Origin of the sequence: Streptomyces sp. NPDC048566, assembly GCF_043199735.1 — a bacterium.
GTDB lineage: Bacteria > Actinomycetota > Actinomycetes > Streptomycetales > Streptomycetaceae > Streptomyces.
The window spans coordinates 140,759-160,141 of record NZ_JBICWL010000003.1 but is presented as its reverse complement, the minus strand read 5'-3'; the positions used below and the strand labels follow the sequence as shown (position 1 = coordinate 160,141).

Sequence of the window (19,383 nt, the reverse complement as noted above, 5' to 3'; positions counted from 1 at the left end):
GCCGGCCCGGGGAGGGTGCCGTGGAGGGAGGGCACCGGGCCGGCGCGGGCTCCGGCCCCGTGGGGTCCGGGCCCGGGCAGGCCGCTTCCGCACGGGAGCGCGCGGAGCGTAATGGGTTTGCCGCACTGCCTGCCGTCCCCGGATGATCGCCCGATGAGCTTCTCCCTGAAACCCGTCCTCACCGGCGAGAAGGCGCTCCTGCGCCCGTTCACCGAGGACGACGTCCCGGTGATGGCGGAGATCCTGCGCGATCCGGACGTCCTGCGGTTGACCGGCAGCCCCGACGAGGTGTTCGGGATGGACCGGCTGCGTGCGTGGTACGGCTCGCGGAGCGCCCAGCAGGACCGGCTCGATCTCGGCGTGGTGGACCGCGCCACCGGTGAACTGGTCGGCGAGGCCGTCCTGTTCGACTGGGACCCGCACAACCGCAACTGCGTCTTCCGCATCCTCATCGGCCCGCGCGGCCGGGACCGCGGGCTCGGCACCGAGGCGACCCGGCTGATCCTGGGGCACGGCTTCGACCACCTCGGCCTGCACCGCGTCTCGCTGCACGTCTTCGCCTTCAACCCCCGCGCGCGGCGCGCCTACGAGAACGCCGGCTTCGTGGCCGAGGGGATCGAGCGGCAGACACTGCTGCACGACGGGGAGTGGATCGACGCCGTGCGCATGTCGGTGCTGGCGCCCGAGTGGCACGCCCACCGGGGCCGCCCCGCCGTCACGCCGGCCGCCACGCCGACCTCCTGACGCCCTCGCGCCCCGGCCGCCCGGGCGCCGGATGGGGGTGCGCTCGCGGCGGGCTTTCCCGTCCCGGTGCCGGCCCGGCGCCCGGCTCGCTCATCGCAAAACGGCCGAGCGCGTGCGCCGCGGCCGGATCCGGCACGGTCGCGACGACACCCGCGCCGTCTTCCGGGCACTGGGCCGCCGCCGGTCCGCATCCGCCGTCTCCGGCCGCCGGTGCCCGCCTCGTGCGCGGCTCACGCCCACGGTTCGACGACCGTCACACCGGAGCCCGGTGCGGTCCCCAGGGCGGCCAGCGCGGCGGGAGCGGCGTCCAGGGCGATGGTGGACGTGACCAGCCGGTCGGGCCGCAGCACTCCGGCGCCGACCAGCTCCAGCATGCGCGGATAGGCGTGGGCGGGCATGCCGTGGCTGCCGAGGAGTTCGAGTTCCAGCCCGATCACGCGGGCCATCGGGACCGCGGTGAGTCCGTTCGGTGAGGGCAGCAGGCCGACCTGGACATGGCGTCCGCGGCGGCGCAGCCCGTCGACGGAGGCCGCGCAGGTGGCGGGCGATCCGAGGGCGTCCAGCGACAGGTGGGCGCCGCCGCCGGTCAGATCACGCACCGCGAGCGCGGTGTCCGCCACGGCGGAGGCGTCCACGCACTCCGCGGCCCCGAAGGCGCGGGCGAGTTCGAGCGCGGCCGGGGACACGTCGACGGCCACGACCCGCGCCCCACAGGCCGCCGCGATCATCACCGCCGACAGGCCGACACCTCCGCAGCCGTGCACCGCGACCCACTCCCCCGCGCCCACCCGGCCCTGCGCCACCACGGCACGGAACGCCGTGGCGAACCGGCAGCCCAGGCCCGCCGCCGTCCGGAAGGACAGCTCCGGCGGGACGGCGACCAGGTTCACGTCCGCGTGGTCCAGCGCCACGTACTGGGCGAAGGAACCCCAGTGGGTGAAACCCGGCTGGGTCTGCCGCTCGCACACCTGCTGGTCGCCCGCCGCGCACGCGGGACAGCGTCCGCAGGCGCAGACGAAGGGGACGGTGACCCGGTCGCCGGGGCGCCGGCGGGTCACCCGGGCCCCCACCGCCTCGACGACACCGGCGAGTTCGTGGCCCGGCACGTGCGGGAGCCTGATGTCCGGGTCGTGCCCCATCCAGCCGTGCCAGTCGCTGCGGCACAGGCCGGTCGCCTCCACCCGCACCACCACGCCGTGCTCGGCGGGCGACGGGTCGGCGACCTCCCGGACCTCGGCCTGCTCCCCGTACCGCTCGAAGACCACTGCCCGCATGGGTCCCGCCCTCCTGTCGAAGATGACCGTCCGCGCGAACGCTAACGCGCCCGCGCCGGCTGCCGGTCGGGCTCCGGGTCCCCCTCAGGTTCGCGTGCCGGTGCGGGCCCGGGCGCGGGCGCCTCCCCCTCGCTCAGGCCGAACCGGTCGTGGAGGCGGCGCAGCGGTCCGGGCGCCCACCAGGTGGCACGGCCGGTGAGCCGCATCACCGCCGGGACCAGCAGGCTGCGGACGACCATCGCGTCCATCAGGACGGCGAGCGCGATGCCCAGGCCGAGCATCTTGGTGTTCGCCACGCGGGAGGTGCCGATGGCGACCATGACGACGGCGAGGATGACCGCCGCCGCGGTGATCAGGCCGCCGGTGCGCTGGAGCCCGAAGCGGACCGCCTCGGCGTGGTCGCCGGTCCTGTCGTACTCCTCCTTGACGCGGGAGAGGAGGAAGACGCCGTAGTCCATCGAGAGGCCGAAGGCGACGCAGAACATCAGGACCGGGAGGGTCGTCTCGATCGATCCGGAGCTGGTGAAGTCCAGCAGGCCGGAGAGATGGCCGTCCTGGAAGACCCAGACCACCGCGCCGAACATGGCGGTGAGGCTGAGCGCGTTGAGCAGGACGGCCTGCACGGGGATGAGGACGCTGCCGGTCAGCAGGAACACCAGGAGCAGGGTGACGATCGCGATGAACGCGGCGGCCCACGGGAGCCGGTCCCCGATCGCGTCCTTGGAGTCGACGAGGACGGCGGCCGTGCCGGTCACCGAGGTGGCGAACGGGGCGGCGGTGGAGCGCACTTCTCCCACCAGCCGCTGGGCCCCCTCGTCCACCGCCTCCCCCTCGGGCTGCACGGTGAAGTAGGCCGCGTCGCCCTTCACCAGGGGCCCGTCCACCCGCCGGACCCCGGGCAGGGCGGCGATCCGCTGCCCGTACCCGGCGTACTGGCGTGCGGTGGCCGGGCCCTCCGCCAGGATCTCCAGGCCGCCGCCGGGGCTGCCCGGGAAGCCGTCCCGGATGTGCTGCTGGACGACGTGGGACTCGGCGGTCGAGGGGAGCTGGCGGTCGTCCGCGGTGCCGAACCGCACGCCCAGGAAGGGCAGTCCGAGCACGATGAGGCCCGCGGTGGTGGCCACCGCGAAGAGCGGCGCCCTGCGCATCACCAGGGCGGCGGTGCGGCCCCAGGCTCCCCCGCCGCCGGTGGGCCGGGGCCGGCCGCGACGGAACAGCCGCCGCAGGTCGAGCGCGTCGACCCGGTGGCCGAGCAGCACGAGGGCCGCCGGCAGCAGGATCAGCGCCGCGCCGGCGGCGAGCAGCACCACGGCGATGCCCGCGTAGGCGAAGGAGCGCAGGAAGTACTGCGGGAAGAGCAGCATCGCGGCCAGGGAGACGGCCACGGTGAGCGAGGAGAAGAGCACCGTGCGGCCCGCGGTGCGCAGGGTGGTGCCGACGGCGGCGCGGGGCGCGGCGCCGGCGGCCAGTTCCTCGCGGAACCGGCGCACGATGAACAGGGCGTAGTCGATGGCGAGGCCGAGGCCGAGGGCCGTCGTGAGGTTCATCGCGAAGACCGAGACGTCCGTGATCTCGGTGAGTCCGCGCAGCACCGCGTTGGTCCCGAGGATCGCGACGATGCCGACCCCGAGGGGCAGCAGGGCGGCGATCGCGCTGCCGAAGACCATGACCAGCAGCAGGAGCGTCACGGGCAGGGCGATCAGTTCGGCCCGGGTGAGGTCCTCGCGGATGGTCGTCTGCATCTCGTGCCGCACCGCGACCGGTCCGCCGATCTCGACGTCGACGGGTCCGCTCCGCCCCCGGTAGGAGGGGGCGAGCCGGTCGAGGGTGTCGGCGGCGGCCGTCTCGTCGCCGGTGATCCGGGCGGCGATCAGCGCCTGGTGTCCGTCACGGGACGCGAGGGCGGGGGAGGCGGACCGCCAGTACGAGCCGACCCCGGTGACGCCCTTCTCGGCCGCCAGCCGCGCCGTGATGCGCCGCGCCTCGGCGGCGACGGCCGGGTCGTCGACCGAGGAGCCGCCCGCGTCCAGCAGGAGCAGCAGGTTGGGCTGCGAGGCGGGGAACTCCCGCTCCAGGGCCTTGGTCGCGTAGGTCGACTCGGCGGTCGGGTCCTCCCAGCCGCCGCTGCCCAGCCGGTCGGCGACCCCGCTGCCCGCGACCACCGCGAGCGCGGTGAGCAGCAGGGCGACGAGCAGGGAGAGGCGGGGCCGGGCGGTCACGAACCGGCTCCAGCCGCCGAGACGGGCCTCGGGGCCGCCGCCCGGACGCTCCCCCGCGCCCGCCGCCGGGCCGGTGCCGGCCTCCGGCGCGGCGGACCCGCGCGGCACCTCGTCGCGGTGGCCGCCGGGCCCGTGACCCGCACTGTTGACTTCGGACATGACGCGGTGTCCCCTTCACCATGACCCGATGACCGGCATCCGTGCAGGCAGCATGGGTCGCCCATTGCCATAGAATTGGCAAACACGAGTCGGCGCTCGCGTTTTTCAAGAATGCGAGCGATCGCTCGCGTTTGTCAATCACGTCCCGAGAAGCTGGGGATAACCCGTGCCCGAGAATCAGCAGACCGAGGAGTCGCCGACGCGCCGCGAGCGCACCGAGGACAGGCCGCGCCGCCGCCAGGCGCGCGGCGAGCGCCGCATCGCCCAGCTCCTGGAGGCGGCGGCGTCGGTGTTCTGCCGCACCGGCTACACCGGGGCGAGCACCAACGCCATCGCCCGCGAGGCAGGCGTCTCGCCCGGCACGCTCTACCAGTTCTTCCCGAACAAGGAGGCGATCGCGGTCGGCCTCAGCGACCAGCTGCTGGAGCACTGGGCGACCTCGCACGGCCAGGCCCTCGCGGCGGAGAACACCAGCCTCCCGCTGGACCGGATGCTGGACGCGGTCCTCGACCCGCTGATCGCGTTCAACGTGGAGAACCCCGCCTTCGGGGTGCTGATGCACGCCCCCGACACCCCGGGGCGGATCATCGAGGAGATCGGCACGCTGCACGGCGCGATCCTGACGCGGGTGGAGGACCTGATCGCCGCACGGCTGCCCGGCGGCCCGGCGGACCAGCGGGAACGCACGGCCAACATGACCCTCATGCTCTTCAAAGCCGGCCTGACCCTGGTCATGGCCCACGAGGGCGCCGAGCGGCAGGCGTACATCACCGAACTGAAGACGGTCATGTACCGCTACCTGGAACCGCTGCTCGGAGAGGACGGCGCGGGCGGCCACTGACCCCGGCGCCACCGCACCCCGCCGAGCGCCGGACCGGCCGCGGGCGACCGCGCCCCGCAGGCCCGCCCTCCCCGCGCACCGCGGCCACACCGGCCCGCGCGGGCGGACCACGCCGCCCCCGGCCGTGCGGACCGCAGCGGCCGGGCGCCGGGCGCGGCGCACCCGGCGCCCGGCGTCCCGCCCCATCCCGCCGCAGCCCGCTCCACCCCGCGTCGCGTCGCGGGCGCCGGCGCGCCCTGCATGCGGAGCCGCCCCTGTACCGCGCGCCGAGCCGCCTCGGCGCATCTTTGCTTCATACCCCCTAGGGGTATAGTCTGGTGAGCGTCGAGGGGAACTCTGGGTTCCCGGAGTCCCCTTCCGTACACCTCAGCAGCACCCGCCTCGACGAGGAGCAACGCCATGACCGCCCAGACCGACACCCACAACACCGTGACCACCGTCTACCAGGTGAGCGGCATGAGCTGCGGGCACTGCGAAGGCGCCGTCGGCAGCGAGATCTCCGCGATCCCGGGCGTCGACTCCGTGAAGGCGGTGGCGGCGACCGGCGAGGTCACCGTCGTCTCCGCAGCCCCGCTCGACGAGGCCGCCGTGCGCGCCGCGGTCGACGAGGCGGGCTTCGAGCTCGCCGGCCTCGCCTGACCGAGACCCGACCCTTCCCTCCGCACCGGGCCGTGCCGACCGGCTGATACCGGCTCCGCACGGTCCGGCCGACCCCGGGAGCCGGACGATGACCACCGCACCACCCGAGATAGCCGACGGGACGACCTCGCGGGTCGAACTCGTCATCGGCGGCATGACCTGCGCCTCCTGCGCGGCACGCGTCGAGAAGAAGCTGAACCGCATGGACGGCGTCAGCGCCACCGTCAACTACGCCACGGAAAAGGCGCAGGTCTCCTACCCGCGGGGGGTACAGGTCTCCGACCTGATCGCCACCGTCGTGAAGACCGGGTACACCGCCGAGGAGCCCCCGCCGCCGGAGCCGGAACCGAGCGCGCCCCCCGCGTCCGACGAGGACCCCGGGACGGCGGCCCTGCGCCGGCGGCTGACGGTCTCCGCGCTGCTCGCCCTCCCGGTCGTCCTGCTGTCGATGGTCCCGCCCCTGCAGTTCGAGAACTGGCAGTGGCTCGCCCTGACCCTCGCCTCGCCGGTGGTGGTGTGGGGCGGGCTGCCGTTCCACCGGGCGGCGCTGACGAACGCGCGGCACGGCGCGGCCACCATGGACACCCTGGTCTCGGTCGGCACCCTCGCCGCGTTCGGCTGGTCCCTGTGGGCGCTGTTCCTCGGCGACGCGGGGAGGCCGGGCATGCGGGACGGCTTCTCGTTCACCGTCTCCCGGGCCGACGGGGCCTCCACGCTCTATCTGGAGGTCGCCTCCGGCGTCGTCGCCTTCATCCTGCTCGGCCGCTGGCTGGAGGCCCGCTCCAAGCGGCGCGCGGGGGCGGCGCTGCGCGCCCTGATGGAGCTGGGCGCCCGGGACGTCGCCGTCCTGCGGGACGGCCGCGAGGTGCGCGTCCCGGTGGCGCGGCTGGCCGTGGGCGACCGGTTCGTGGTGCGGCCGGGCGAGACGATCGCCACCGACGGCACGGTGGTCGAGGGCGCGTCGGCCGTCGACGCCTCGATGCTGACCGGCGAGTCCGTGCCGGTGGACGTGGGCACCGGCGACGGCGTCACCGGCGCCACCGTGAACGCCGGCGGACGCCTGGTGGTCGAGGCCACCCGGATCGGCTCCGACACCCGGCTCGCCCGGATGGCACAGCTGGTGGAGGAGGCGCAGAACGGCAAGGCCGAGGTGCAGCGGCTCGCCGACCGGGTCTCCGGCGTCTTCGTGCCGGTCGTGCTGGTCATCGCGCTCGGCACGTTCGCGGCCTGGATCGCGGCCACCGGGGACCCGGCCGCGGCGTTCACCGCCGCCGTCGCGGTCCTGATCATCGCCTGCCCGTGCGCCCTCGGACTGGCCACCCCGACCGCCCTGATGGTCGGCACCGGCCGGGGCGCCCAGCTCGGCATCCTGATCAAGGGGCCCGAGGTCCTGGAGTCCACCCGCCGCGTCGACACGGTCGTCCTGGACAAGACCGGCACGGTGACCACCGGCCGCATGAGCCTGCGCGAGGTGTACGTCGCCGACGGGGCCGGGGAGCGGGACGTGCTGCGGCTCGCGGGAGCCCTGGAGGACGCCTCCGAGCACCCCGTCGCCCGGGCCGTGGCGGAGGGTGCGCGCCGGCGCGTCGGGGCCCTCCCGGCGGTCGAGCACTTCGAGAACGTCCCCGGCCGCGGGGTGCGCGGCCGGGTGGACGGCCACGAGGTCGCGGTGGGCCGCTTCCCCGGGGCCCTGCCCGACCGGCTGGCCCGGGCGAAGGACGCCGCGGAGGCGGACGGCCGGACGGCCGTCGCGGTCCGGCTCGACGGCACGCCGGTCGGCGTGCTGACCGTCGCGGACACGGTCAAGGAGACCAGCGCCGAGGCGGTGCGCGACCTGCGCGCCCTCGGGCTCACCCCGATCCTGCTGACCGGCGACAACCGCGCGGTCGCCGAGGCCGTGGCCCGCTCGGTCGGCGTGGACGCCGCCGACGTGTTCGCCGAGGTGCTGCCCGAGGACAAGGTCGCCGTCGTCGAGCGGCTGCGGGCCGAGGGGCGCACCGTCGCGATGGTGGGCGACGGGGTGAACGACGCCGCGGCGCTCGCCACCGCCGACCTGGGCCTCGCGATGGGCACCGGCACGGACGCGGCGATCGAGGCGAGCGACCTGACGCTGGTGCGCGGGGACCTGCGGGTGGCGGCGGACGCGATCCGGCTGGCCCGCGCGACCCTGTCGACGATCCGCGGGAACCTGCTGTGGGCGTTCGGCTACAACGTGGCGGCGCTGCCACTGGCCGCCGCCGGACTGCTGAACCCGATGATCGCGGGAGCGGCGATGGCCTTCTCGTCCGTGTTCGTGGTGACGAACAGCCTTCGGCTCCGGAGATTCTCGTGACGACGGAGTTGAGAGTCCCCCTGGAGTCCCACGCCGCCCTCACATAAGCTCTTCACAAGGCTCGCGCATCTTCCTTACGCTGGGACCTCGGTTCCCGTACCGAGGCTCTTGCCCATCTTCAGGACATGTGCAAGAGACACAGATCACAGTGGTGTGAACACAACCATCGAAGGGGTTCGTGAGTCTAAGTTGGCAATGTCAGAAGCGTCTTGGGGGGCGTGACTGGCATCCGGGGATGTCTTGGGGGACGTTTCCCGGACCGTGCGTCGCCGGGGCGCGTACTGCGGGGAGCTTTGAGCGGCCCTCCCGATCCGTACGGGTCCCGGCAGATCGCACCGCACCACCCGCAGCATGCGCACCACCGCGGCGGGGCGAGCCGCTCTGCTCGCTTCGCCGGCCGTCGGCCCTGCGCCGGCACACAGCGATTCAGGCGCTGTCCCACAGACGCCCGGCCGGATCCCGTGGGGGGAATCCGTACCGGGACAAGGAAAGCGCCCTGACTGCCGGCCCGTGGGGGGACCAGCAGCAGGGCGCTTTCCGTTTTCCGCGTCCTCGGCAGGGCTCAGCGGGCCCCGGAATCCGGGGCCCTGCCCTTCGATACGAGCCTCAGCGGCTCTCGACCGGCACGAAGTCGCGCTCGACGACACCCGTGTAGATCTGGCGGGGGCGGCCGATACGGGAGCCGGGCTCCTTGATCATCTCGTGCCACTGGGCGATCCAGCCGGGCAGCCGGCCGAGGGCGAACAGGACCGTGAACATCTCGGTCGGGAAGCCCATGGCCCGGTAGATCAGGCCGGTGTAGAAGTCGACGTTCGGGTAGAGGTTGCGCGAGACGAAGTAGTCGTCGGAGAGCGCGTGCTCCTCCAGCTTGAGCGCGATGTCCAGCAGCTCGTCGGACTTCCCGAGAGCGGACAGGACGTCGTGCGCCGCGGCCTTGATGATCTTGGCGCGCGGGTCGAACGACTTGTACACCCGGTGGCCGAAGCCCATCAGGCGGACGCCGTCCTCCTTGTTCTTCACCTTGCGGATGAAGGAGTCGACGTCACCGCCGTTGGTCTGGATGCCCTCCAGCATCTCCAGGACCGACTGGTTGGCGCCGCCGTGCAGCGGGCCCCACAGGGCCGAGATGCCGGCGGAGATCGAGGCGAACATGTTCGCCTGCGAGGAGCCGACCAGGCGCACGGTGGAGGTCGAGCAGTTCTGCTCGTGGTCCGCGTGCAGGATCAGCAGCTTGTCGAGCGCGGAGACGACGACCGGGTCGAGCTCGTACTCCTGCGCGGGGACCGAGAAGGTCATGCGCAGGAAGTTCTCGACGTATCCGAGGTCGTTGCGCGGGTAGACGAACGGGTGGCCGATCGACTTCTTGTACGCGTACGCCGCGATCGTGGGGAGCTTCGCGAGCAGCCGGATCGTCGAGAGGTTGCGCTGCTTCTCGTCGAACGGGTTGTGGCTGTCCTGGTAGAACGTGGACAGCGCCGAGACCACCGACGACAGCATCGCCATCGGGTGGGCGTCGCGCGGGAAGCCCTTGTAGAAGTTCTTGACGTCCTCGTGCAGCAGCGTGTGCTGCGTGATCTCGTTCTTGAAGGTGGAGAGCTCGTCGATGTTCGGGAGCTCGCCGTTGATCAGCAGGTAGGCCACCTCGAGGAAGGTGGACCGCTCGGCCAGCTGCTCGATCGGGTAGCCGCGGTACCGCAGGATGCCCTGCTCGCCGTCGAGATAGGTGATCGCGGATTTGTAGGCGGCGGTGTTGCCGTACCCACTGTCCAGCGTCACCAGACCGGTCTGGGCGCGGAGCTTGCCGATGTCGAAGCCCTTGTCGCCGACGGTGCTGTCGATCACCGGGTAGGTGTACTCGCCATCGCCGTACCGCAGTACTACAGCGTTGTTGGTGTGCTCGCTCACGTCATCCCTCACCGACGTTGTGCCTCTTCTTCGAGGTGCCCTGACTGTCTCTACCATCCCCCATTTGGCCCTGGAGAGTGCACTCGGGGTCGACCATTAGGCCTATTGGCGGCACTCAGTGCCGCCAACCTGCTCATCCTGCCCCGTCCGCAGCCCGTCGGGAAGGTCTCTGTGACCTTCGTGACTCATTTGATCGATCATTTTTTTGCGGCACCCGCTCCGCGGACCGGAGAAGCTGCGGATCAGGCGCCGGAGAGCCGGAAGTCCAGGGCCGTGCACCGGCGTCCCGCCGACACCGTACGGACCGCCTGGCCTATCGCCTTGCGCGAACCGACGAGGACGACCAGCCTCTTGGCCCGGGTCACCGCCGTGTAGAGCAGATTGCGCTGGAGCATCATCCACGCGCTGGTGGTGACCGGGATGACCACCGCCGGATACTCGCTGCCCTGGGAGCGGTGGATGGTCAGCGCGTACGCGTGGGCCAGCTCGTCGAGTTCGTCGAACTCGTACGCCACCTCCTCGTCCTCGTCCGTGCGCACCGTCAGGCGCTGCTCGACGGGATCGAGCGAGGTGACGACCCCGACCGTGCCGTTGAAGACGCCGTTCTCGCCCTTGTCGTAGTTGTTGCGGATCTGGGTGACCTTGTCGCCCACGCGGAAGATCCGGCCGCCGAACCGCTTCTCCGCCAGGTCCGGGCGGCCCGGCGTGATGGCCTGCTGCAACAGGCCGTTGAGATGGCCGGCGCCGGCCGGGCCCCGGTGCATCGGGGCCAGCACCTGGACGTCCCGGCGCGGGTCGAGGCCGAACTTGGCCGGAATCCGACGCGCCGCCACGTCCACCGCGAGCCGGCCCGCGTCCTCCGTCTCGTCCTCGACGAAGAGGAAGAAGTCCTTCATCCCGTCGGTGACCGGATGCTGCCCGGAGTTGATCCGGTGGGCGTTGGTCACCACACCGGACTGCTGGGCCTGGCGGAAGACGCGGGTGAGCCGGATCGCCGGGACGGGACCGCGGTCGGCGAGCAGGTCGCGCAGCACCTCGCCCGCGCCGACGCTCGGCAGCTGGTCGACGTCACCGACGAAGAGCAGGTGGGCGCCCGGCGGCACCGCCTTGACCAGCTTGTTGGCGAGGAGCAGGTCGAGCATGGACGCCTCGTCGACGACGACCAGGTCGGCGTCCAGCGGGCGGTCCCGGTCGTACGCCGCGTCGCCGCCCGGCTTCAGTTCCAGGAGGCGGTGCACGGTGGAGGCGTCGGCGCCGGTCAGCTCCGCGAGCCGCTTGGCGGCCCGGCCGGTGGGCGCGGCGAGGACCACCTTGGCCCGCTTGGCTCGGGCCAGTTCCACGATCGAGCGGACCGTGAAGGACTTGCCGCAGCCGGGACCGCCGGTGAGGACGGCGACCTTCTCGGTGAGCGCGAGCCGGACGGCCGCCTCCTGCTCCGGGGCCAGTTCGACGCCCGTCCGGCCCTTCAGCCAGGCCAGCGCCTTGTCCCAGGCCACGTCGCGGAAGCCCGGCATCCGGTCGTGGTCGGCGCGCAGCAGGCGCACCAGCTGGGCGGACAGGGACAGTTCGGCGCGGTGGAAGGGCACCAGGTAGACGGCCGTCACCGGGTCGCCGCCGTCCGGGCCGGGCACCTTCTCGCGGACGACGCCGGGGTCCTCGCCGTCCTCGGCCGGCGCCGCCAGCTCGGCCAGGCATTCGATGACCAGGCCGGTGTCGACCTGGAGGAGCTTCACCGCGTCCGCGATGAGCCGCTCCTCGGGGAGATAGCAGTGGCCCTGGTCGGCGGACTGGGAGAGCGCGTACTGCAGGCCGGCCTTGACGCGCTCCGGGCTGTCGTGCGGGATGCCGACGGACCGGGCGATCCGGTCGGCGGTGAGGAAGCCGATGCCCCACACGTCCGACGCCAGCCGGTAGGGCTGGTTCCGCACCACGGAGACGGAGGCGTCGCCGTACTTCTTGTAGATGCGCACGGCGATGGAGGTGGACACCTCGACGCTCTGGAGGAAGAGCATGACCTCCTTGATCGCCTTCTGCTCCTCCCAGGCGTCGGCGATGCGTCCGGTGCGCTTGGGGCCGAGTCCGGGGACCTCGATGAGCCGCTTCGGCTCCTCCTCGATGATCCGCAGGGTGTCGAGGCCGAAGTGCCGGGTGATGCGGTCGGCGAAGACGGGGCCGATCCCCTTGACGAGGCCGGAGCCGAGGTAGCGGCGGATGCCCTGGACGGTGGCGGGGAGGACCGTCGTGTAGTTCTCCACCGTGAACTGCTTGCCGTACTGCGGGTGGGAGCCCCAGCGGCCCTCCATCCGCAGCGACTCCCCGACCTGCGCGCCGAGGAGCGCCCCGACCACCGTGAGCAGGTCGCCGGCGCCTCTGCCGGTGTCGACGCGGGCGACGGTGTACCCGCTCTCCTCGTTGGCGTACGTGATGCGTTCGAGGACGCCCTCCAGGGTCGCCGTCCGGCGCTCGCCCGACCGCCCGCCCTCCGCCTGATGCGACATGACCCGACGGTACCGTCCGCCTCCGACAGCGCCGGCGGCCCCGGGGACAAGCCCGCCCGAAAGGGGCGGCGGCTCCCGGCGGCCGTTCATCACGATCCGGTTGCGGGATGCGGCGAGGGGGTTGCCCGAAGCGCGTGTAATCGATTCCAATCCTCCGTGTAATCGATTCCACGAGGAGGTGGAGCGACGATGGCGAGCATCAAGGACGTTGCCGCCGAGGCAGGCGTGTCCGTCGCCACGGTCTCCCGGGTGCTGAACGACCACCCGTCGGTCAGCGAGGAGGCGCGCACCCGCGTGCTGGCCGCCGTGCGGAGCCTCGGCTACCGCCCGAACGCCGTCGCCCGCTCCCTGCGCACCGACCAGACGCGCACGCTCGGCCTCGTCATCAGCGACGTGCTCAACCCGTACTTCACGGAACTGGCGCGCTCGGTCGAGGAGGAGGCCCGGGCCCTCGGCTACAGCGTGATCATCGGCAACGCCGACGAACGGCCCGACCTCCAGGACCACCACGTGCGGACCCTGCTGGACCGGCGCATAGACGGCCTGCTGGTCTCCCCCACCGACGGCGGCTCCCCCGGCATGCTGGACGCCGCGCGGGCGGGGACGCCGATGGTCTTCGTGGACCGCTGGATCCCGGGCCTCGACGTGCCGGTCGTGCGGGCCGACGGACGGGCCGCGGTCCGCGACCTGGTCGCCCATCTGCACGGCCTGGGCCACCGCCGGCTGGCCATCATCGCCGGGCCGGCGGCCACCACGACCGGCAGCGAGCGGGTGGAGGCCTTCCGCGAGGCCCTCGCCGCGTACGGCATCGCGCTGCCCGACGCCTACATCGGGCAGGGCGACTTCCAGGCGGAGAGCGGTCGCCGGGCCACCGAGGGCTTCCTCGACCTGGCCGAGCCGCCCGAGGTGGTCTTCGCCGCGGACAACCTGATGGCGCTCGGCGCGCTGGACGCGGTCCGTGCGCGCGGACTGCGCGTCCCGGACGACATCGCGCTCGCCGCGTTCGACGACATCCCGTGGTTCGTGCACACCGACCCGCCGGTCACCGCGATCGCCCAGCCCACGGGCGAACTGGGCCGGGCCGCCGTCCGCGCCCTGGTCGACCGTATCGAGGGACGCACCCCGCGGTCCGTCATCCTCCCCGCCCGCCTGGTCGTGCGCCGCTCCTGCGGAGAGCCGGCGCCCGGGCAGGGCCCCGCGCGGCCCGCCGCCGCACCACCGTCCCCCCTGCGAAGGAGCCAGTCGTGAGCAACCAGGACGAGTTGCTGCGGATCGAGGGCATCCGCAAGACGTTCCCCGGCGTCGTCGCGCTCGACAGCGTCGGCTTCGACCTGCGCCGCGGCGAGGTGCACGTCCTGCTCGGCGAGAACGGCGCGGGCAAGAGCACGCTCATCAAGATGCTCTCCGGCGCCTACCGGCCCGACGCCGGACGCGTCCTCGTCGACGGCGAGGAGGTCCGCATCCACGGGGCGGAGGACTCCGAGCGGCTCGGGATCGCCACCATCCACCAGGAGTTCAACCTCGTCCCCGACCTGACCGTCGCCGAGAACATCTTCCTGGGCCGGCAGCCGCGGCGCTTCGGGCTGATCGACCGCACGCGGATGGAGGCGGACGCCGCCCGCCTCCTGGAGCGGGTCGGCGTGAACGTGTCGCCTCGCGCGCGGGTGCGTGAACTGGGCGTCGCCCGGCTCCAGATGGTGGAGATCGCCAAGGCGCTGAGCCTGGAGGCCCGCGTCCTGATCATGGACGAGCCGACCGCCGTGCTCACCTCCGGGGAGGTCGACAGGCTCTTCCGGATCGTGCGCAGGCTGCGCGATGACGGCGTCGGCATCGTGTTCATCACCCATCACCTGGACGAGATCGCCGCCCTCGGCGACCGGGTCACGGTCATCCGCGACGGCCGGAGCGTCGGCCGGGTGCCCGCCTCCACCCCGGAGGACGAACTCGTCCGGCTGATGGTCGGACGCTCCATCGAGCAGCAGTACCCGCGCGAACGCCCGGACACCGGCGAGGCGTTGCTCACCGTCGAGGGGCTGACCCGGAACGGGGTCTTCCACGACGTGAGCTTCGAGGTGCGGGCCGGCGAGGTCGTCGGCATCGCCGGGCTCGTGGGAGCGGGCCGCACCGAGGTGGTCCGGGCCGTCTTCGGCGCCGACCCCTACGACGGCGGTTCGGTGACGGTCGCCGGGAGCGGCGGCCTGCGCCGGGGCGACGTGAGCGCGGCCCTGGAGGCCGGCATCGGGCTGGTGCCCGAGGACCGCAAGGGCCAGGGGCTCCTCCTGGACGCCTCCGTGGAGGAGAACATCGGGCTGGTGAGCCTGCGCTCCGCGACACGGCGGGGACTCGTCGACCTCAAGGGGCAGCGGGCCGCGGCCGGGGAGATCGCCCGCCGGCTCGGCGTGCGGATGGCGGGGCCCGGCCAGCTCGTGCGCACGCTGTCCGGAGGCAACCAGCAGAAGGTCGTCATCGGCAAGTGGCTGCTCGCCGACACCAGGGTGCTGATCCTCGACGAACCCACCCGGGGCATCGACGTCGGCGCGAAGGTCGAGATCTACCAGCTCGTCAACGAACTGACCGCCGCCGGCGCCGCCGTCCTGATGATCTCCAGCGATCTGCCCGAGGTCCTCGGCATGAGCGACCGGGTCCTGGTGATGGCGCAGGGCCGCATCGCGGGCGAACTCTCCGCCGCGGAGGCGACCCAGGACTCCGTGATGGCCCTGGCCGTCGGCACCCCCGCCACCGCGCACCGCAACGACACCACGAACGAGAACGGCAAGGAGGCCCCCCGTGGCCACTGACACGCAACCGGACACGACGGGCGCGAGCCGCGCCGGGGCGGTCCGCCGCCTGCTGCTCGACAACGGGGCGCTCACCGCGCTCATCGTCCTCGTCGTCGCGATGTCGGCCCTCTCGGGTGACTTCCTGACGACGGACAACCTGCTGAACATCGGCGTCCAGGCGGCCGTCACCGCCATCCTCGCCTTCGGTGTGACCTTCGTGATCGTCTCGGCGGGCATCGACCTGTCGGTCGGCTCGGTCGCCGCGCTGTCGGCCACCGTTCTCGCCTGGACGGCGACGTCCCACGGCATACCCGTCTGGATCGCCGTGCTCCTCGCGGTCGCCACCGGCGTCGCCTTCGGCCTCGTCAACGGCGCGCTGATCGCCTACGGCAAGCTGCCGCCCTTCATCGCGACGCTCGCCATGCTGTCGGTGGGCCGGGGCCTGTCGCTGGTGATCTCGCAGGGCAGCCCGATCGGCTTCCCCGACTCCGTCTCGCACCTCGGCGACACGCTCGGCGGCTGGCTGCCGGTACCGGTCCTCGTCATGGCCTTCATGGGCCTGGTCACGGCCGTGGTCCTGGGCCGCACGTACATCGGCCGCTCCATGTACGCGATCGGCGGCAACGAGGAGGCCGCGCGGCTGTCCGGGCTGCGGGTCAGGAAGCAGAAGCTCGCGATCTACGCGCTGTCCGGCCTGTTCGCCGCCGCCGCGGGCATCGTGCTCGCCTCCCGGCTCTCCTCCGCGCAGCCGCAGGCCGCGCAGGGCTACGAACTCGACGCCATCGCGGCCGTCGTCATCGGCGGCGCCTCGCTGGCCGGCGGCACCGGAAAGGCGTCCGGCACGCTCGTCGGGGCGCTGATCCTCGCGGTGCTGCGCAACGGCCTCAACCTGCTGTCGGTGTCGGCGTTCTGGCAGCAGGTCGTCATCGGTGTGGTGATCGCGCTGGCCGTCCTGCTGGACACCGTACGGCGCAAGGCGGGCGCGGCCCCGGTGGCCGGCGGCTCCTTTGGCGGCGACCGGCGCAGGCAGGCGGCGACCTACGTGATCGCGGCCGTGGTCGCGGTGGCGGTGGTCGGCGCGATGTCCTTCGTGCACGGCGGCTCGTCCACCGCGGCGGACCGGAAGATCGGCCTGTCCCTGTCCACGCTGAACAACCCCTTCTTCGTGCAGATCAAGGCGGGCGCCCAGCAGGAGGCGCGGAGGCAAGGAGTGGACCTGACCGTCACCGACGCCCAGAACGACGCCTCGCAGCAGGCCAACCAGCTCCAGAACTTCACCAGTTCGGGACTCGCCTCGATCATCGTGAACCCGGTGGACTCGGACGCGGCGGGCCCCTCGGTCCGTGCCGCGAACAAGGCCGGCATCCCCGTCGTCGGCGTCGACCGGGGCGTCAACAAGGCGAAGACGGTCGCGCTCGTCGCCTCCGACAACGTGGCGGGCGGCAGGCTGGGCGCGAAGGCGCTGGCCGAGAAGCTGGGCGGCAAGGGCCGGATCGTGATCCTCCAGGGGCTGGCGGGCACGTCCGCGAGCCGGGAGCGCGGAGCGGGCTTCGCCGCGGGCCTGAAGGACTACCCCGGCATCAAGGTCGTCGCCCGGCAGCCGGCCGACTTCGACCGCACCAAGGGGCTCGACGTGATGACGAACCTGCTCCAGGCGCACCCCGACATCGACGGCGTCTTCGCGGAGAACGACGAGATGGCGCTCGGCGCTGTCAAGGCCCTCGGCTCCAAGGCGGGCACATCCGTCTCCGTGATCGGCTTCGACGGGACGCCCGACGGCCTGAAGGCGGTCTCCGCGGGCACGCTGTACGCGTCCGTCGCGCAGCAGCCCAGGGAGCTCGGCCGGATCGCGGTGGACAACGCGCTGCGGGCAGCCGGGGGCGGCACGGTCCGGGAGACGGTGAAGGTGCCGGTGAAGGTCGTCACGAAGGAGAACGTCGCCGGGTTCGGCGGCTGACACCGGGCCGGGGGCGGCGGGCGGCGGGAGCAGCCCGCCGCCCCCGGCCTCGCGCGCGTCGGGCTCGACTCATCTGTGCAGGGAGACAGTTCATGTACGACTACGACCTCCTGGTCGTGGGCTCGGCCAACGCCGACCTGGTGGTCCGGGTCGAGCGGCGGCCCGGCGCCGGCGAGACGGTGCTCGGCTCCGATCTCGCCGTCCACCCGGGCGGGAAGGGCGCCAACCAGGCGGTCGCCGCCGCCCGGCTCGGCGCGCGCACGGCGCTGCTCGCCCGGGTCGGCGACGACGGACACGGCCGGCTGCTGCTGGACGCGCAGCGCGCCGCCGGCGTCGACACCGTCGGCGCCCTGGTCGGCGGCGCTCCGACCGGGGTCGCGCTGATCACGGTCGACCCCTCGGGGGACAACAGCATCGTGGTGTCGCCGGGCGCCAACGGCCGGCTCGCCCCGGCCGACGTCCGCGCGGCAGCAAGCCTGTTCCAGGCCGCCAGGGTGGTGTCGGTCCAGCTGGAGATCCCGCTGGAGACGGTGGCCGAGGTCGTCCGGAGCCTCGCGGACGGCAGCCGTCTGGTGCTGAACCCCTCACCGCCGCGCCCGCTGCCGCCCGAGGTGCTCGCGGCCTGCGACCCGCTCATCGTCAACGAGCACGAGGCCCGGGTGATCGCCGGAGACGGCCTGGGGGACTCCCCCGAGGACTGGGCGACGGCCCTGCTGGCGCTCGGCCCGCGGTCGGTGGTCGTCACGCTGGGCGCGGCCGGCGCGCTGGTGGCGGAGCGGGCGGGGCCCCGGGTCCGGGTGCCCTCGGTGCCGGTCGAGGCCGTGGACACCACGGGTGCCGGCGACGCGTTCACCGCGGCGCTCGCCTGGCGTCTGGGCCGGGGCGAGTCCCTCGCGGAGGCCGCCCGCTACGCGGCCCGGGTCGGTGCCGTCGCGGTCACCCGGGCCGGGGCGCAGGAGTCCTTCCCGACCGCCGCGGAGGTGGCCGAGGTGGCCGCGCCGTGAAGCGGGCCGGAATCCTGAACCGCCATCTGGCGGGCGCGCTGGCCGAGTTGGGCCACGGCGACCAGGTGCTGGTGTGCGACGCGGGGATGCCGGTCCCGGCGGGCCCGCGCCTCGTCGACCTGGCGTTCCGGGCGGGGGTGCCGTCCTTCGCGGAGGTGCTGGACGGGCTGCTCGCCGAGCTGGTGGTGGAGGGCGGTACGGCGGCGCGCGAGGTGCGGGAGGCGAATCCGGCGGCGGCCGAGCTGCTCCGGGCCCGGGTTCCCGGTCTCGCCCTGGTCGGTCACCCGGAGCTGAAGTCGCTGTCGGCCGAGGCCCGGCTGGTGGTCCGCACGGGAGAGGCCCGGCCGTACGCCAACGTGCTGCTGCGCTGCGGGGTGTTCTTCTGAGCCGGCGGCGCCGCGGGCGGTGCGAGCCGCCTCCCCGGCCCGGACGCTTGCGCCGGAACCGTGACGGCGGCCTCGAAACGTCTTCGAGGGGCCCGGTCCGTCGACCGGGCCCCTCGGCTTTCCCCTCCGTATCAGGACCCCGTGATCCCCCCCGGAATCCCCCTCCAGACGTCCTGATGCCCGGTACGACCCGCGTCCCGGGGAAAGGGTTGTACGGGATTCCGAAGATTCTTTCCGCGGCCCGGGCGCGGGGTCGGACGGCACGCGCCCTGCCCCCGGTCTCGGCCGGCACCGCGTGGCCGTTCCGGGCGTGCGGGGCGGCGTTGAACGGTTCCCCCTCGATCGCCCCACGGCGTCCCTCCGTCCGCGCCGGGCGCCGCCACACCTCCGCGAGGGCACGACGGCAAGGGCTTTCCGTCTCGGGGGAAACCGGCCACCGTTCACCGGCTGCGACCAGACCGTCACCGGGTCGAGTTGTTCGAGGGGGCGAACACCGGGGGCCGTTGGCCGTAGGGTCTGCACGGACCCCCGCCGAGGACGGCGGCACCCCCCGGCCCCGACCCCGCGTTCGACTCCGTTCGACGAGGTGGGACCGGCACGACGACGTAGGCGCCGTACGACGGGGTACGGCGGGAGGCGCGACCG

The 19,383-nt window shown here is 73.2% G+C and carries 13 protein-coding genes; 9 read left to right on the top strand and 4 right to left on the bottom strand.

The annotated features are described in order from the left end of the window. Window positions 1–153: 153 nt before the first annotated feature. Window positions 154–744, top strand: coding sequence for a GNAT family N-acetyltransferase (locus ACGFS9_RS07590; protein WP_393251414.1), 591 nt, complete (start codon window positions 154–156; stop codon window positions 742–744). A gap of 230 nt (window positions 745–974) precedes the next feature. On the opposite strand, the gene ACGFS9_RS07585 is transcribed toward ACGFS9_RS07590, so the two are convergent. After that, window positions 975–2,018: a zinc-dependent alcohol dehydrogenase family protein gene (locus ACGFS9_RS07585; protein WP_393251413.1), complete on the bottom strand. Its 1,044-nt coding sequence runs from the start codon at window positions 2,016–2,018 to the stop codon at window positions 975–977. 41 nt (window positions 2,019–2,059) lie between these two features. Then, a complete protein-coding gene (locus ACGFS9_RS07580; RefSeq protein ID WP_393251412.1) occupies window positions 2,060–4,396 on the bottom strand; it encodes an MMPL family transporter in 2,337 nt (778 codons plus the stop codon). A 166-nt stretch (window positions 4,397–4,562) separates the two neighbouring features. Here ACGFS9_RS07580 and ACGFS9_RS07575 point away from each other — a divergent pair, with 166 nt between their 5' ends. The 3 genes from ACGFS9_RS07575 (at window position 4,563) to ACGFS9_RS07565 (ending at window position 8,208) form a co-directional block, all read left to right on the top strand. After that, window positions 4,563–5,237: a TetR family transcriptional regulator gene (locus ACGFS9_RS07575; RefSeq protein WP_393251411.1), complete on the top strand. Its 675-nt coding sequence runs from the start codon at window positions 4,563–4,565 to the stop codon at window positions 5,235–5,237. 399 nt (window positions 5,238–5,636) lie between these two features. Continuing rightward, window positions 5,637–5,876, top strand: a complete 240-nt coding sequence (locus ACGFS9_RS07570; protein ID WP_393251410.1) for a heavy-metal-associated domain-containing protein — start codon at window positions 5,637–5,639, stop codon at window positions 5,874–5,876. An 88-nt stretch (window positions 5,877–5,964) separates the two neighbouring features. Next, window positions 5,965–8,208 (top strand): heavy metal translocating P-type ATPase, encoded by a 2,244-nt coding sequence (locus tag ACGFS9_RS07565; RefSeq protein ID WP_393251409.1) that lies wholly within the window; start codon window positions 5,965–5,967, stop codon window positions 8,206–8,208. A 606-nt stretch (window positions 8,209–8,814) separates the two neighbouring features. Here ACGFS9_RS07565 and ACGFS9_RS07560 read toward each other — a convergent pair. Together ACGFS9_RS07560 and ACGFS9_RS07555 are read right to left on the bottom strand one after the other, a co-directional pair. Next, window positions 8,815–10,113, bottom strand: a complete 1,299-nt coding sequence (locus tag ACGFS9_RS07560) for a citrate synthase (protein ID WP_393251408.1) — start codon at window positions 10,111–10,113, stop codon at window positions 8,815–8,817. A 242-nt stretch (window positions 10,114–10,355) separates the two neighbouring features. Beyond that, on the bottom strand, window positions 10,356–12,611 hold the full coding sequence (locus tag ACGFS9_RS07555) for an ATP-dependent RecD-like DNA helicase (protein ID WP_393251407.1): 2,256 nt from the start codon (window positions 12,609–12,611) through the stop codon (window positions 10,356–10,358). A 189-nt stretch (window positions 12,612–12,800) separates the two neighbouring features. Here ACGFS9_RS07555 and ACGFS9_RS07550 point away from each other — a divergent pair, with 189 nt between their 5' ends. The 5 genes from ACGFS9_RS07550 (at window position 12,801) to rbsD (ending at window position 18,738) form a co-directional block, all read left to right on the top strand. Next, complete coding sequence (locus ACGFS9_RS07550; protein WP_393251406.1) at window positions 12,801–13,859, top strand: LacI family DNA-binding transcriptional regulator; 1,059 nt, start codon at window positions 12,801–12,803, stop codon at window positions 13,857–13,859. Next, complete coding sequence (locus tag ACGFS9_RS07545; RefSeq protein WP_393251405.1) at window positions 13,856–15,409, top strand: sugar ABC transporter ATP-binding protein; 1,554 nt, start codon at window positions 13,856–13,858, stop codon at window positions 15,407–15,409. The genes ACGFS9_RS07550 and ACGFS9_RS07545 overlap by 4 nt, the downstream gene beginning before the upstream one ends. Next, window positions 15,399–17,348 carry a substrate-binding domain-containing protein gene (locus tag ACGFS9_RS07540; protein ID WP_393251404.1) on the top strand — a complete coding sequence of 650 codons (1,950 nt, stop codon included), beginning with the start codon at window positions 15,399–15,401 and terminating at the stop codon, window positions 17,346–17,348. Before ACGFS9_RS07545 ends, ACGFS9_RS07540 begins: the two co-directional genes overlap by 11 nt. A gap of 92 nt (window positions 17,349–17,440) precedes the next feature. Next, entirely contained in the window at window positions 17,441–18,352 is a 912-nt protein-coding gene (locus ACGFS9_RS07535) for a ribokinase (protein WP_393251403.1), read from the top strand. After that, window positions 18,349–18,738 (top strand): D-ribose pyranase, encoded by a 390-nt coding sequence (rbsD, locus tag ACGFS9_RS07530; RefSeq protein ID WP_393251402.1) that lies wholly within the window; start codon window positions 18,349–18,351, stop codon window positions 18,736–18,738. The genes ACGFS9_RS07535 and rbsD overlap by 4 nt, the downstream gene beginning before the upstream one ends. Window positions 18,739–19,383 lie beyond the last annotated feature (645 nt).

Coding starts and splice junctions, on each gene's coding strand:
- ACGFS9_RS07585 (WP_393251413.1), bottom strand. CDS start 2,018: ATGCGGGCAGTGGTCTTCGAGCGGTACGGGGAGCAGGCCGAGGTCCGG.
- ACGFS9_RS07570 (WP_393251410.1), top strand. CDS start 5,637: ATGACCGCCCAGACCGACACCCACAACACCGTGACCACCGTCTACCAG.
- ACGFS9_RS07580 (WP_393251412.1), bottom strand. CDS start 4,396: ATGTCCGAAGTCAACAGTGCGGGTCACGGGCCCGGCGGCCACCGCGAC.
- ACGFS9_RS07535 (WP_393251403.1), top strand. CDS start 17,441: ATGTACGACTACGACCTCCTGGTCGTGGGCTCGGCCAACGCCGACCTG.
- ACGFS9_RS07565 (WP_393251409.1), top strand. CDS start 5,965: ATGACCACCGCACCACCCGAGATAGCCGACGGGACGACCTCGCGGGTC.
- ACGFS9_RS07555 (WP_393251407.1), bottom strand. CDS start 12,611: ATGTCGCATCAGGCGGAGGGCGGGCGGTCGGGCGAGCGCCGGACGGCG.
- ACGFS9_RS07590 (WP_393251414.1), top strand. CDS start 154: ATGAGCTTCTCCCTGAAACCCGTCCTCACCGGCGAGAAGGCGCTCCTG.
- ACGFS9_RS07550 (WP_393251406.1), top strand. CDS start 12,801: ATGGCGAGCATCAAGGACGTTGCCGCCGAGGCAGGCGTGTCCGTCGCC.